12 protein-coding genes are annotated in these 14,336 nt (G+C 49.8%); 10 read left to right on the top strand and 2 right to left on the bottom strand.

All coding sequences use genetic code 11. The features are described from left to right. Positions 1 to 1,815 (bottom strand): sensor histidine kinase, encoded by a 1,815-nt coding sequence (locus BN1546_RS08615; RefSeq protein WP_090737112.1) that lies wholly within the window; start codon positions 1,813 to 1,815, stop codon positions 1 to 3. A gap of 207 nt (positions 1,816 to 2,022) precedes the next feature. Between BN1546_RS08615 and BN1546_RS08610 the strand changes: the two genes are divergently transcribed. From BN1546_RS08610 to BN1546_RS08600, 3 genes are all read left to right on the top strand, one after another. Continuing rightward, on the top strand, positions 2,023 to 2,904 hold the full coding sequence (locus BN1546_RS08610) for a carbohydrate ABC transporter permease (RefSeq protein ID WP_013369185.1): 882 nt from the start codon (positions 2,023 to 2,025) through the stop codon (positions 2,902 to 2,904). Further along, positions 2,905 to 3,741 carry a carbohydrate ABC transporter permease gene (locus tag BN1546_RS08605; protein ID WP_013369186.1) on the top strand — a complete coding sequence of 279 codons (837 nt, stop codon included), beginning with the start codon at positions 2,905 to 2,907 and terminating at the stop codon, positions 3,739 to 3,741. Positions 3,742 to 3,828: 87 nt separating this feature from the next. Beyond that, the gene (locus tag BN1546_RS08600) at positions 3,829 to 5,124 is read left to right on the top strand and encodes an ABC transporter substrate-binding protein (RefSeq protein ID WP_040102243.1); all 1,296 of its coding nucleotides are present in this window, start codon (positions 3,829 to 3,831) and stop codon (positions 5,122 to 5,124) included. Positions 5,125 to 5,207: 83 nt separating this feature from the next. Here BN1546_RS08600 and BN1546_RS08595 read toward each other — a convergent pair whose 3' ends face one another. Next, positions 5,208 to 5,747, bottom strand: a complete 540-nt coding sequence (locus tag BN1546_RS08595; RefSeq protein WP_040102242.1) for a dihydrofolate reductase family protein — start codon at positions 5,745 to 5,747, stop codon at positions 5,208 to 5,210. A gap of 103 nt (positions 5,748 to 5,850) precedes the next feature. Here BN1546_RS08595 and BN1546_RS08590 point away from each other — a divergent pair, with 103 nt between their 5' ends. The 7 genes from BN1546_RS08590 to BN1546_RS08560 all read left to right on the top strand — a co-directional run bounded on the left by BN1546_RS08590 (position 5,851) and on the right by BN1546_RS08560 (position 14,276). Continuing rightward, entirely contained in the window at positions 5,851 to 6,783 is a 933-nt protein-coding gene (locus BN1546_RS08590; protein ID WP_090737110.1) for a helix-turn-helix transcriptional regulator, read from the top strand. A gap of 145 nt (positions 6,784 to 6,928) precedes the next feature. Continuing rightward, a complete protein-coding gene (locus BN1546_RS08585) occupies positions 6,929 to 10,054 on the top strand; it encodes a DEAD/DEAH box helicase (RefSeq protein ID WP_090737108.1) in 3,126 nt (1,041 codons plus the stop codon). Positions 10,055 to 10,074: 20 nt separating this feature from the next. After that, positions 10,075 to 10,800, top strand: coding sequence for a hypothetical protein (locus tag BN1546_RS08580; protein ID WP_058830588.1), 726 nt, complete (start codon positions 10,075 to 10,077; stop codon positions 10,798 to 10,800). Positions 10,801 to 10,951: 151 nt separating this feature from the next. Next, positions 10,952 to 11,857, top strand: coding sequence for a M15 family metallopeptidase (locus BN1546_RS08575; protein WP_090737106.1), 906 nt, complete (start codon positions 10,952 to 10,954; stop codon positions 11,855 to 11,857). Positions 11,858 to 12,209: 352 nt separating this feature from the next. After that, positions 12,210 to 12,503, top strand: coding sequence for a hypothetical protein (locus BN1546_RS08570; protein ID WP_013369193.1), 294 nt, complete (start codon positions 12,210 to 12,212; stop codon positions 12,501 to 12,503). Further along, complete coding sequence (locus BN1546_RS08565; RefSeq protein ID WP_013369194.1) at positions 12,503 to 12,841, top strand: hypothetical protein; 339 nt, start codon at positions 12,503 to 12,505, stop codon at positions 12,839 to 12,841. The genes BN1546_RS08570 and BN1546_RS08565 overlap by 1 nt, the downstream gene beginning before the upstream one ends. A 1-nt stretch (position 12,842) precedes the next feature. Further along, positions 12,843 to 14,276 carry a glutathionylspermidine synthase family protein gene (locus BN1546_RS08560; protein WP_090737104.1) on the top strand — a complete coding sequence of 478 codons (1,434 nt, stop codon included), beginning with the start codon at positions 12,843 to 12,845 and terminating at the stop codon, positions 14,274 to 14,276. The last annotated feature ends 60 nt before the right edge of the window (positions 14,277 to 14,336 follow it).

Raw genomic sequence — 14,336 nt, 5'->3', positions numbered from 1 at the left:
TCACTCTCCCTTAATATGATTTTCTGTATGGGGCTCGGTGCGAATTTCAAGTGTGAAACGAACGCCATGAGGCAGAATATTGTCTACACACAGGGTATTAGAACCATCCTCCGAGTGAAGTTGGATACGTAATAGAACATTACGAAGACCAATGGAGTTCTGCTCGCTAGTGTCTGATTCTTCGTGGGCTTTCAGCGGACGTTTCAGCATTTGCTGGAGCTGCTCCAACTCGGTTGGTGGAATCGACGCGCCGTTATTTTCCACTTCAATCCTCACAATGCCTTCCCGGATTCGGCAGGCTGTAATATGAATCTTACCAGGCCCCAGCCGGGGATCGGCACCGTGTTTAAAGTAGTTTTCCACCAACGGCTGGAGAATCATTTTAGGCACCCGATCATTCAGAACCTCATCATCCCACTGATAGGTGACCTCTAATTGCTCACCGAAGCGTTCTTTTTGCAAATCAAGATATTGTTTTACATGCTCAGCTTCTTCCTTGAGTGTTACAACTGTGTGATCCCGCATATTGTAGCGCAGCATTTTGGCAAGGGAAGAAAGCAGAGAATAGATTCGCGGCACCTCATGCTGTAGAGCCAGTGTTCCAATAGACTGTAGCGTATTATATAAAAAATGAGGATTAATCTGTGCCTGAAGCGCTTTCAACTGGTTCGTCTTGTTAGCCAGTTCCAGCTTGTATTCCTGCAAAATGAGGTTATTGATGGTATCCATCATCTGTCTGAAGCGACGCGACAGCACTCCAATCTCATCGTTGCCCATGGCTCGGATGTCTACATCTAACTGACCGGACTGAATCTGGGTAATGTAGCGAGTCAGCCGCTTAATAGGTTCCGTAATTTTTATCGAAATCCATAGCGTGGCGACAATAACGAGCAGCAACGCTGCACCTGTAATGACCGCATTGATCTGGGTCAGTTGGGTAGCCCGTAAATAAAGCGTCCGATGAGGGATTTTCTTGACGAGCGTCCAGCCTGACAGGTTGGCATCCAGTTTGCCATATACGTGCAGGGCTGTGTCATCCTCAATTACACCGTGCTCGCCTTCTTTAGAAATTCGATTGAGCAGGTCAGATTCCTCCCAGTGTGTTCCGATGGTGGATTCTTTTCCGCTATATATGATCGTCCCGTTCCGATCGATTAAAAATAACTCCTCTGTATCCGCATCATACAATTGACGGCAAATACTGCGCAGCGGCTCCAGATCCACATCTATAGCCAGTACCCCAAGCGTCTCTGAAGAAGGAATGTTCCGAATCGCCCGGTGGAGTGTAAATACCCGCCGCTTAGTATCGTGCTCCGCATAGGAAACCGCTGAAAAGCCGTACAAATGCTTTATGTGCGAGGGTTGAATGAACAGCCCGGAAGGACCGTAATGAATAGAGCCAGTGAAGGGAGCCAGCCTGAATTCCCGCAGAGGGACTGTGCTGGTAATCAGTGTAGATTGCCCAGCCTCAAACGAATGCAAGTACACCTGGTCAATGCCTGAGGAAGCATTCATCATCGTTTGCAGCGTGGTGTAAATCTCGGCAACGGCCCGGTAATCATCCGGAATTTTAGCCAGGTTGCGCAGAAAATGAGGGTCATTATAGACTCCGATCGATGCACGATTTAATCCCTGTAAATAGTTATCCAGATTCGTAATTCCCTGAAAAATAAGCCGTTCGTTTTCCTGGGTGGCCTGTTCCCGTAAGGATTGCTTGGTGAGGATGAAGGTCATGGTCATTGAAAGCAGCAACGGAAGAGTAACCGCAATGAGTAGAAACCAGATTAGACGAGAACGAATGCTATGAAATTTCATGCAGGTAGCTCCTTTCACAATTCAAGGCAAGCCAGAGGTCAATATTTTCCCCCCTAATGGTTCACGATCTTGCGTGTTCTCCAGAGCGCTTATTCGACATAATGAACATGTGAATCGCATATCCATACGGATTCAACGTCCACACTGCTTGCAAGGATGCCGTAGAGGAGCGTTCCAGACACCAAAGAGAACAAAGGGGGGATCGGTTTGAATCGCGCCAAGTCGTCGCAATGGCTCCAGCAATGGATTTTTGTAGGGCCATCGACGTTATTTTTCGTTATCATTATTGTAATCCCTTTCATGCTAGGAATGTACTATTCTTTTACAGAGTGGAATGGGGTAGCCAATCAGGCAAAGTGGGTCGGGCTGGATAATTTCAGTCACATTTTATTTAATGATGACAAATTCGGGACAGCGTTTTGGTTTACCGTCCGTTTTACGGTGATTGGAGTGGTAGCTGCCAATATTTTTGGTTTTCTGCTGGCGTATTTTCTAACCAAGCCGCTAAAAACAAAAAATGTGCTTCGAACTATTTTTTTCATGCCTAATGTGATCGGAGGTCTGTTGCTCGGTTTTATCTGGCAGTTTATTTTCGTCAAGGGATTTGCAGCGATCGGCGAGAGTACGGGGTTATCCTTCTTCAACCTGTCCTGGCTGGGAGATGAGATCACGGCCTTCTGGGGCATTGTGATCGTGTTTATCTGGCAAACAGCCGGATATTTAATGGTGATTTATATCTCTTCCCTTACCAATGTGCCCCGGGATATGCTGGAGGCAGCCGAGATTGATGGGGCGAGTCGGATGCAAATCTTGCGGTCGATTATACTGCCTTTGATCATGCCTGCCATTACGGTATGTCTCTTCCTGGCGATATCATGGTCGTTTAAAATGTTCGATCTCAACCTGTCATTGACGAAGGGTGGTCCCTTTGGTTCTACAGAGTCAGTGGCGCTCAATATATACAATGAAGCGTTTGTCAATAATCGTTATGGGTTGGGAACGGCTAAAGCACTCATTTTCTTTATCATTGTTGCTCTCGTTACGAGCCTTCAGGTACGCCTGACGAAAAGCCGGGAGGTGGAATCGTAAATGGAAACAAACAATCGCTACCGCGTTGGGACATGGGCGACTGAGTTGGTGATGATCCTCGTCGCATTGGTATTCCTCGTCCCGTTTTACTTTTTGTTCGTGAATTCAGTCAAAAGCTTTGGTGACCTGCTCACTGACTCTGCGGCCTGGCCACAAACCTTTGTATGGAGCAACTACGCTAGAGCTTGGAGTATTACGCGTTTTCCCGAAGCGTTATGGAACTCACTCGTGGTTACGGTGGTCAGCAATCTGCTGCTCGTACTGATCAGCTCAATGGCTGCCTATCGAATGGTTCGGCGTCCAACACGTTACAATCGGGTACTGTTCAGCCTGTTCGTGGCTGCGATGGTCATTCCTTTCCAATCGGTGATGATTCCTTTGGTCAAGGTTGTAAGTACGCTGGATTTAATGAACAGTATTAGTGGTCTGGTAATCTGTTATCTGGGATTCGGGGCTCCTATGTCCATCTTTCTCTTTCACGGATTCGTCAAAGGTGTGCCTGTTGAGGTGGAAGAAGCAGCTACAGTGGACGGTTGCACGCCTTACGGGGTGTTTTTCCGGATTGTATATCCGTTGATGCTGCCCATGATGGTAACGGTTATTATTTTGAATACACTCTGGATCTGGAATGACTATCTACTGCCTTCTCTGGTACTGCAAAAGGCTGAATTGCGCACAATTCCGATTGCAACCTATGCCTTTTTCGGACAATACACGAAGCAGTGGGATTTGGCTTTGCCAGCTCTGGTGCTGGGTATTTTGCCAGTCATCGCGTTCTTTCTAGCCATGCAAAAATATATTATACAAGGTATCATGGCAGGCTCGGTCAAAGGCTGAGTGTGGGATGTACTGAAAACATGTGCACGGTGTGCCACTCCGCAAACGGAGAACACTTTGAAATTTAGAATAGAAAGGAACATAAATATGAAAACGCATACTTTTAAAAAGAAAGCCCAAGCACTGATTTTGCTTTTTGCTGCCTTTGCTCTGGTTTTGGCGGGCTGTAACAGCAGTGGTGGACAAAATGCAGGCAATGAGGAAGTGAAGGAAAAAACCATTCACATTTTTCAGTTTAAAGTAGAGATTGCAGAAGCGCTAAATCGCATGAAGGCGGAGTATGAAGCGACTCACCCGGGGATCAAGCTCGACATTCAGACCGTAGGCGGGGGGAGTGACTATGGGGCGGCGTTGAAGGCCAAGTTTGCCTCTGGCGAACAGCCGGATATTTTTAATGTCGGCGGTTATCGTGAGCTGGATACGTGGCTGGAATATTTGGAGGACCTGTCCGACCAGCCTTGGGTTGGTGATGTGGTCGATGTCGCCAAAGAACCGATGACCAAGGATGGCAAGCTGTATGGTCAGCCAATGAATCTGGAAGGGTACGGCTTTATCTACAACAAGGATTTGTTCAAAAAGGCTGGAATCACCGAGCCGCCTAAAACGCTGTCCGAGCTGGAGGCTGCTGCGCAAAAGCTGCAAGCCGCAGGGATCACACCTTTTTCCAATGGATACCAGGAGTTTTGGGTGCTGGGTAATCATTTGCTGAATGTGGCATTTGCCAATCAGCCAGACCCCTCGGCCTTCGTCAAGGGACTGAATGATGGTACAGCCAAAATTCCAGGCAATGCTGTATTCGCCGAATGGATTAAGTTGCTCGATCTGACGCTCAAGTATGGCAATTCGAAGCCGCTCACGACTGATTACAATACGCAGGTAACGAACTTTGCCACTGGCAAAGCTGCCATGATGCAGCAAGGGAACTGGACTCAGGTTCAAATTGATGGAATTAATCCGAAGCTGAATCTGGGTATCCTGCCTATGCCGATTGGTGAAGACGCAACAGCCGGAGATAAGCTGTTTGTAGGGGTTGCCAATAACTGGGTGGTTAATAAAAATTCGTCTGTCAAAGCTGAGGCCAAAGAGTTCTTAAACTGGATAGTGACATCCGAGCAGGGGAAAAAGTATATCACCAAGGAGTTTAAGTTCATTCCGGCGTTCAAGAGCATCAAAGGGGAAGAGGCCGATATGGGCCAACTGGGTGCCGAAGTAGTGAAATATAGTCAGGAAAATAAACTGCTGGGCTGGTTCTTTAGCCGTTATCCTGAAGGAGCACAGCAAGAATTCGGAAGTCAGATGCAAGCCTATGTGGCAGGTAAATCGGATGCCGGGAAGCTGTTCGAGGATTTCCAGAGAACATGGGATAATTTAAAGACCAAATAATGAAATGAAATACGCAGTAGAGCCTTCGTATGTCAGGGAGATTGCATGATCCTGAGCATACGAAGGTTTTTTTGTGAACATAATTATAAATGATAATGAAGTAGAACAATATCCCCGCGGCGTTCGATTTCTTGGAGTTCAAAAGTACTTGGCAGCGTTCCTTCTGGGAATAAGGGTATTCCTTGTCCCAGTACTTTGGGAATGATCGCAATGATCGCCTTTTCCAGCAGCCCAGCCTGCATGAAGGCCTGAACTAACTGACCCCCACCTACTAACCATACCAAACCTTCCGATTGTTTTTGTAGACGCGGAACCAGTTCAGACAAAGCCTCGTCCGTAAATGTAACATGTGGTGCCTGCTGTTGCTCCGTCAATGACCGGGTGAGTACATAACACGGCTTTCCGGCATAAGGAAAATCATCCGAAAGCTTTAACACTTCCTCATACGTCAGCCTGCCCATCAGCACTGTACTTACAGTATCGTAAAAATCAGCGTATCCATTGTCCCCGCCATCTCCTTTGACATCATACAGCCAGTCCACCGACCCGTCAGGCAACGCAATATACCCGTCGAGACTCATGGCGATATACAGCACTACTTCATTTGATTTCAAATCCTTCATCGTTCATCACTCCTTTTTATCTCTATGTTACAATCTATTTATGACATACTTTGTCGTAGTTAAATGATCGTCTAAACTTTATTTTTGATTAGAGGAGTACCTTATGAACGAACGCAGAATTGCTCTTATGAGGATACTGGATTCCCGAAAAAAATATACGGCGCGTGAGTTGGCCGAACGCTTTGGCGTCTCCGTCAGAACGATACAAAGAGATCTCGATTATCTGCAGCAAACCGGGTTGCCCCTGTATACCGAGACGGGCCCTCATGGCGGATACCGGGCACTTCCCAATCGGCTTCTTCCTCCCCTTCATCTTGCGCGCGACGAGGCACTGGGTCTTTTTCTCATGCTGCAACTGCTGGAAGACATTCCGGATATCCCTTTTGGATCGGTTCGTGGACATTTGTCCGAGCATTATTATGCCGAGCTTCCCCAGGATGTACAGGACAGCATTGACCAATTAAAGGATTACATTTCTTTTCGTATGATACCTACTCACGCAGACTCACCCTACACCTCGCTCATTTTGGAGGCTGCACTAAACAAGCGCAGGGTGAACATGCACTACCGCTCCGCTTCCCGGGCAAAGTGGACCCAGGTATATCCGATTGGGCTTTATTTTGATCACGGATATTGGTATATGCCAGCGCATAACAAAGACCGCATCATTCTGTACCGTTCAGATCGGGTGATCACCATCACGATGCTAGATGAAACCTTGGACAGCCTCCCGACCCTTCAAGCATGGTTGGCTTCAGAGGATTCCCGTGTAGGAATTCCGTCCAAAATAAAATTTACCGCATTGGGTGCTAGGCTGGCCGAATCAGATGCCCTCTTCCACAATGTCTCCCATCAGGAAGGCCTGGGTCAGGAATGGCACGGACATATCCCCATTGAAGAGTTTAGGTATGTATCCAGACTTTTGTTAAAGTATGGGCCAGAAGCCGAGGTCGTATATCCGCAAGAACTGCGTATGCTGGTCAGGAAATTGCTGCAAAACAGCCTGAATCCTTATCTGAAGGATGATGAAGAATAAGAGGCAGTGCTTATAGTTAATCACATGAATATTTAAGGTTATTAACGTATGACTTTCCATTTATTTTTGTGATAAAGTTTTGAAATGAGCCCGTTTTCGTATATGATGAAGAGTAATAATTCAAAAGGCTGGACGGGAGACAGATATGAATCAACCGCTTTATGGAATATGGCTCGGAGATGTGTTTTTTTGCTTTTCTGGTGAGACGTCGGAACCACGTATTGATGCGTGGAGCAGTGTAATTCGCAGGCTGACGCTAAAGGGAGACCTTCGGCCGTTTCGGCAGGCTGCGTTGCGTCTTGCCGAGGTGCGGATACCTAACATTGCTCGCGTGGAAACCGCAGGCAGAGGTGGCAAGAGACGTTCCATACTGGGGCGTACGCTGGAGGGTCTCGCGCTGGAACCCCGCGAGACGATGGCTCTGCTGACTCGCATGGACGAGAAGGGCTGTGCGGCATCAGGCATTACGCTTGGCGAGGAAATGCAATATTGGCAAAAGGCTGCTTATTTTGCGCTGGAGCTGATGCAGCGGGGCGAAATCGTGCCATCACTTACAGAGGCGCGTCCATCTGGACCGCGACGACGCGGCCCGGATGCGGCGGTAGGAGTGTGGATTCCTCGGCTTCGCGAAGAGGAGGACATCCGCCGCTTTCATGAGCTGGCAGCTGCGATGCCGGCTGTTTGTATGGCAGCTCCGGCCGTTTTTGCGGGCAAGGAGCCAGAAACACGTGAGGATGCAGCTGGAATGGTGCTGTATTCCTTCTTGTGTGCGGTCGTTCATGCAGAAACGACCTCGGTGCTGGCTGCGTCAGATCGTGAACTGGGACGATATCGGGCAGATTATCGGCGCGGAGGATCACCACTGGCGGAGCTGTGGTGGAACAGTCTGTTGACAGGTTCGCGCCAGGTTGCGATTCAGGGAACGCCTGCTGAGATGGAGGAGCTGGTTCTTCAGGCGTCCTCTCTTAAGGGAAGCACGATGCCTGTAACGGAACGGGAAGCCAAGGAACCCATTGAAGGGCAATTGCGTCTGTGCCTTCGTTTGGAGCCTTCTTTGGAAGAGAGTATCCAGGAATGGCGCATTACCTTTTGGGCAGAAAGCGATGCTGAGCCCGGATTACGACTGCCTGCTTTGGCATTGTGGGCATATCCGGAACGTGATCTGGTTCGCGGTGAAATTGTGTACCGTCAAGTACAGGCGCAACTGCTGACGAGGCTTGGACAGGCGGCTGAAGCGGCACCTATATTGCAGGAAGCATTAAACCGCCCTTATCCCGAGGGACTGACCCTGGAGCCGGAGATGTTCTTCCGCTTCCTGACGGAAGCCGTACCTTCTTTACAAAAGAATGGTATCACTGTGCAAATGCCTTCACGCTGGAGCCGGGAGGGGCGAAGACGTGCAGGCTTGCGGCTTAAAATGCGCTCGACAGAGCAGGGTGCCAAGCCAGATGGTGTGATCGCCGATACATCGTCGGTTGGCATTAACCGCATGATTTCGTTTGATGCCGAGGCTGTGCTGGGGGATACGACCTTGACGATGGAGGAATTGGAAAGCATCGTCGCGGCCAATTTGCCTTATGTACGTCTCGGAGGGGAATGGATTGAGGTAGATCCCAAAGAAATTCGTCAGGTGCTGCGGTTTATCAAGCGCGGAGAAAACGGTGAAATGAGCTTGTCCGAATGGATGCATTTGGCTGCGGAAAATGAAAGTGCAGGCGAGGCCTCGTGGAAGGGCTTGTCCATCTTTGGCGCGGAATCCGCCGGATTGCTTGCCTCGTTGGCTGAGGGCGGGGTACTCCGTTCCGTAGAGCCGCGGCCTGTGCCGGAGACGCTGCATGGTGCACTACGGCCGTATCAAGAGCGCGGCTTTCAATGGCTGGCTGCGATGCGCGGATTGGGCTTTGGTGTGTGCCTTGCGGACGACATGGGGCTGGGTAAAACGATTCAGGTTATTACCTGTTTGCTCGATGGGGGCATCGGCGCAGATGATCAGCGTCCGGCGTTAATTATCTGTCCGACGTCTTTGCTTGGCAACTGGCAGCGGGAATTGAAGCGTTTTTCACCGGATTTGTCGCTTTATATTCACCATGGCAACCAGCGACTCCACGGTGAGCTGTTTCAGGAAAATGTACGAGAGTATGATATCGTCCTCACTACCTATCATTTGGCGGGCCGGGACGGCAGCGATTTATCTGCGGTCTACTGGTCTTCCATTGTGTTGGATGAGGCGCAATATATAAAAAATGCACGCACTAAGCAGGCACAAAGCGTCATGAAGTTGTCCGCCCCGCATCGAATTGCCATGACGGGCACGCCGGTAGAGAATCGGCTAAGCGAGCTGTGGTCTATTTTTCAATTTCTGAATCCAGGGTACCTCGGTACGGCATCTTCATTCCGCCAGCGGTACAGTCTGGCAGGAGAGGAGCGGGGGTCCGCGTTGCGTGAGCTTCATCGTCTCGTCTCCCCGTTCATGCTGCGTCGGCTCAAAAGCGATCCGGATATTCGCAAGGATTTGCCAGAGAAGCTGGAGTTGAAGTCCTATTGTGTACTGACACCAGAGCAGGCCGGATTATACCGCGGTGTGGTGGATCAATTATTGGGAACATTGGATGGGCAGGTCGGTATGGCCCGCAAGGGGCTTGTTCTGTCATCGCTGACCAAGTTGAAGCAAATCTGTGACCATCCGGGTTTGATCATCCCAGGCCGTGCTGACAGCAGTAAAACCGAAAACTCGGGTAAAATGGAGCGACTGCTGGAATTGGTAGAAACCATTCGCGAGAACGATGAATCGGCGCTGATTTTCACCCAATATGTGTCGATGGGAGAACTGTTGGTATCCCGTTTGGCCAAGATTTTGGGAGAAGAGCCATATTTCCTGCATGGAGGACTGGCGAAAACCAGACGGGACGAAATGGTTCACAACTTCCAGCAGGGAAAAGGACCGAATATATTCGTACTTTCCTTGCGTGCAGGTGGCGTGGGTCTGAACTTGACGCGTGCCAGCCATGTCATTCACTATGATCGCTGGTGGAATCCTGCGGTGGAAAATCAGGCGACAGACCGAGTATTCCGTATTGGCCAAAGTCGCAATGTACAAGTGCACAAGCTGATTTGTCAGGGAACACTGGAGGAAAGAATCGACGAGCTGATCGAGAGCAAAAAGGCCCTTTCCGAGCAGGTTGTCGGCTCTGGAGAACATTGGCTCACCGAAATGTCTGATGATGAACTGCGTGGTCTGATTGCGTTGCAAAATGACGTATGGATCGAGTGAGCAGAGAAAGGATGAAGGCGATGACGAGACCGCGAGTGAAGCTGAAAGTAACTGACGGTCGATGGATCGTGGAATTAGACGGCAATGGTCTGGAAGGTAAATCGACGGGTGTACCTTTCGCACATCCCGTTCAATGGACTGGCCCAGTGCCTGTACTGAACCTGGAACAGCGAGGGGCATGGCTGGAGCAGTTAAAAGCGGAGCCTTTGGACATCTACCGTCTTCTGAAAGGGGAAGCTTGCCTGTCGCTGGATGAGATTGTTCAACTCGCAGCTGAGACCGCCATCTCAAGCAGAGAGAATGGAGTGGGTGCAGTCGAAGACGTGAAGAAAGCTCTTCAGGCCGGACTGGAAAACGAGCCACAACACTGTCCGGCGTTGATCGGAATGACGCAGGAAGAGCTGCTGGAATACGTGTTTAGTGCTTGGGCTGGAGAGTTATCCCATATGCAGAGAACATCCCCCGCGCTTGAGCCTACCTCACGCGCGGAGGGCGGACGCAGCGGAACGGCAGCGATTAGCGAGTGGATTGCAGAATCTGCAGCTGAAGGAGCGTTACATCGTCCCGGAGCAGGCTTTCATGCCATTGAAATCCGCCTACCGCAGAAACTTGCTTCCAAAAAGGAAACCGATATTACGTCCTTGCTGCCAGGGTTACCCCGTGCCGAAGAAGCATTGAAACTCATACGTGAACGGGTAGCCGAGCGAGCCCAGGCTGCAATCCCGCAAAAACGTCATAATCCGTAATAATTCGGGTATATGCTTTCTTTTTCGAGTCTGTTCAACCTCATTGGATAGGATAACAGCTTCGAAGAGTGTCCAAAGTTCAGTTACAATGAGGGAACGGAAAAGTCACTGCAAGTCATGTATCAATTGCAATATTGGAGGAGATACCAGCATGAAACGACATATACAACAGACGCGCACATCTCAGCGATGGACCAAAGCGCTCATTCCGGGGCTGATCTTGCCAGGGCTATTGCTGGCAGCTTGCCAGCAAGGAGGAGCAGGTGGACAGGAAAGTGAGCCATTAAAATCATCCACAACGGTACAGGAGAATGTACAGCCTTCCACCCAGACGGATGCGGGGAATGGCAGTACTAGCGCTGGACAAGCCTCTGCGGATACAGGAAGTGGACAGGCTGATCCTGTGATGGCGTTGCGAAGCCAAAGTGCACTGCAGGCCACAGTTAAGGAAGAGGATGGAACTGCGGTTGTCACCAATGCGACTTCGGATACAGTCGTGGTGAACAAAAAGCGCAGCTTGCCTGTGGGCTACGTCCCGGATGATCTGGTAGAGCCGCAGGTGCCTTTTTCCTTTGAGGGACCGCATGAGAAGCGGCATTTGCGTAAGGAAGCGGCAGAGGCACTGGAGAAGCTGTTCGACGGTGCGAAAAAGGACGGCATTGAGCTGCGTGCGGTATCGGGATACCGTTCCTATAAGCGTCAGGTGTCTATTTTCGACAACAATGTAAAGACAAAGGGGCAGGAATATGCCTCTAAAGTCAGCGCTGTACCAGGTACGAGTGAGCATCAGACGGGATTGTCCATTGACGTATCCAGCCCCAGCGTAGGCAATGTGCTGGAGCAATCGTTCGGAGCTTCCAAGGAAGGTCAATGGCTGGAACAACATGCACCGGAATACGGATTTATTATTCGTTATATGCAGGGTAAGGAAGATGTGACCGGCTATGTGTACGAGCCTTGGCATATCCGTTATGTGGGAGTAGACATTGCAGAGGATGTAGCCAAGCAAGGGTTGACGCTGGAGGAATATTTCGACGAAAACAATATCAAGCTATAGGCGCTACAACCAAGCCGTAATCCTGGGGATTGCGGCTTTTTGTCGTATTTTTCTTCCAAATTGAACCTTTTCAAGGTAGAATCTCGTATAGTGAACGACGACAGAAGCTTGAATTTATAGTAAACCTCATGACAGAAGCGTACAGGAAGGGAAGGGAATCATCATTTATTATTCATTAACGTATCGCGAATGGTCAGAAGACACTCAAAAGGAACTGCGCAGCCTGACACGGGAATCCGTATCGGGAGATGAGCTGTTTCTGCGCAAGCTTGTAGACGCAACGCGTCTCCATGACAAACTATGGGCGCATACCTCGAATGAAAGTGAGGAGCATACGGATCATTCCGTCTATGTGACCGAATTTACAGGGGAACGTGCACAGCCTTACGGCGCGTCGATCACGGACCTCGTGCTAGCCAGTGAAGGAGGCTATACGTCCACGTTCAGCGCATTGTACTGGGTATGGCATGAGCCTGCGTTCCGTAGCATGGATCAGCGGGAAGGCTCGGTATTTACCTTAGACCTAGCCCAACGGCTATTGGATCACTATACGGTATTGGGTGGCAAAACATACGAATTTATATATTCGGTATTGGACCCTCAGTTGAAAAAGGTGCATTTGTTTGTGAAGGAGGTCGATCTGTGATGGAGCATTCTTGGGAAACCATGAAATCCAAGCCCGGCTCTCGTGCACGGATGGCGGCCTTTGCCCTGATGTTGGCTGTCCCGGCCGCTCTGACGGGTTGCGGTGATGACGAGTATTATGACTGCGACGAGCTCCCTGTATCAGAGCAAACGGCCTGTCGGGATTCAGGCAGCAGCGGGTATTATTATGGCGGATCGACCTATTATAGTGGAGGCTCCTCATATCATAGCAGCCGTTCTTCCTCCAGCTCTTATCGCAAAAGCTCGTCCTCATCTTCCAGTTCACACAGTGGTTTTGGCAGCAGTGGCTCACGCAGCGGCTTTTTTTCTGGGGGTTAAGATGAGCATGCGTACGATTCGGCAATTACCTTATGAACATGACGAGCTTTTTAAGGGTGAAATCAGCCATATGATTCCGTATCATCGCATGTACGGCAAGTCCTATTGCGTGCCGGCCTTAACGGTGTATCGGGAAAGCGAGCTGGCAGAGCTTCAGGCTGCTTCTGAGGCGGTACATCGTATTTATCGCAAGGTTCAGCAATTTATCCAGCGCTATATGCCGGATGAATATCTGGTGGAGCGGTTGGGGATTCATCCAGGCTTGCTGCGTGCTGCACGTATGGAAGCCGCGCCAGATGGGATCACCCGACAGGACTGGATTGTGGGGGAAGCGGGGATCAAGTGCATTGAGAATAACACCGATACCCCAACCGGGATTCCCGAGGTGGCTTATCTCGAAGGAAAGCTGCTGGAAGTGCTGCGTTGTGAGGGAATGTCAGGGGATGACATTGATTTACATGGACCCTCATCAGGAATGGATGAGGCGATTCAGTCTGCCTTGACGGAGCTCATTCATTTTTATAGTCGTAAGGGTTTGGGGACAAAGGTGTATTTCACTTGCTATGAATGGCATATCGAGGATCAGACGAATACCAAATATATCATGCGATTATGTGAACAAGCCGGGTTTGAAGTGGTTTATGCGCCATTGGAAGAACTGGAAATTATCCCGAATGAAGGATTGTATCACCGTGGAGAGCAGATTCACATCCTCTATCGCCTGTATCCGCTGGAATATCTGATTGAAGATCGGGAAGAGGACACAGGGCTTGAGGTGGGGCAGGCGTTAATGGATATGGTGGCAGACGGAAAAATAGGACTAATCAATCCGCCGCAGCATATCATTACGCAGAGCAAAGGGTTCACCGCAACCGTATGGTCGCTGTACGAGCGCAATGAACAGACACCAGCGTTCTGCGGTTTTCGTTTGTTTGACGAACGGGAGCTGGAGGTGATACGAACCTACCTGCTACCTACATATTTTGAGCCATCCGTGTTTCTGCAAAATAAAGAGCCTTATGTCGCCAAAGGCATATGGGGCCGAGAGGGTAAAGGCACGCATTTGATTGAGCAGCCTAAACCCGAGAAGAGACTGGAAGGTGTCTTGGGAGTGGCCCAAAATGCGAAGGCTGACCAGCCTGATCTGCATCATCAAGCTGATGCTCCACTAACACCTGAACAGGAGGAAGCCGCACATATTGCCGCTTATTACGAGGGACAGCCTAAGATTTATCAGCGGCTGTGGCCCATGCAGAGCGCAGAGTTGCAGACCGAGGAAGGGCTATTTCACGGCTATGTACTGACAGGCATATTCGTGATCGGGGGGCGTTTTGCGGGGGTTCTGCCGCGAATCGGTGAAAAGGTAACAGGCGATATGGCCTACTATTGCGCTGCCGCCGTTGCCAACGAACCTTCTAATCCACCCGCTGTATAAGCTGAATTGTGAAATGTAAAATATTCGAACAGATCTGTTCCTATTCACAAGTATCATAAG

Source organism: Paenibacillus sp. Mc5Re-14 (genome assembly GCF_001049835.1).
GTDB classification, from domain to species: Bacteria; Bacillota; Bacilli; order Paenibacillales; family Paenibacillaceae; genus Paenibacillus; species Paenibacillus polymyxa_C.
The sequence above is the reverse complement of the archived record's forward strand: the minus strand, read 5'-3'. Positions and strand labels throughout refer to the sequence as shown.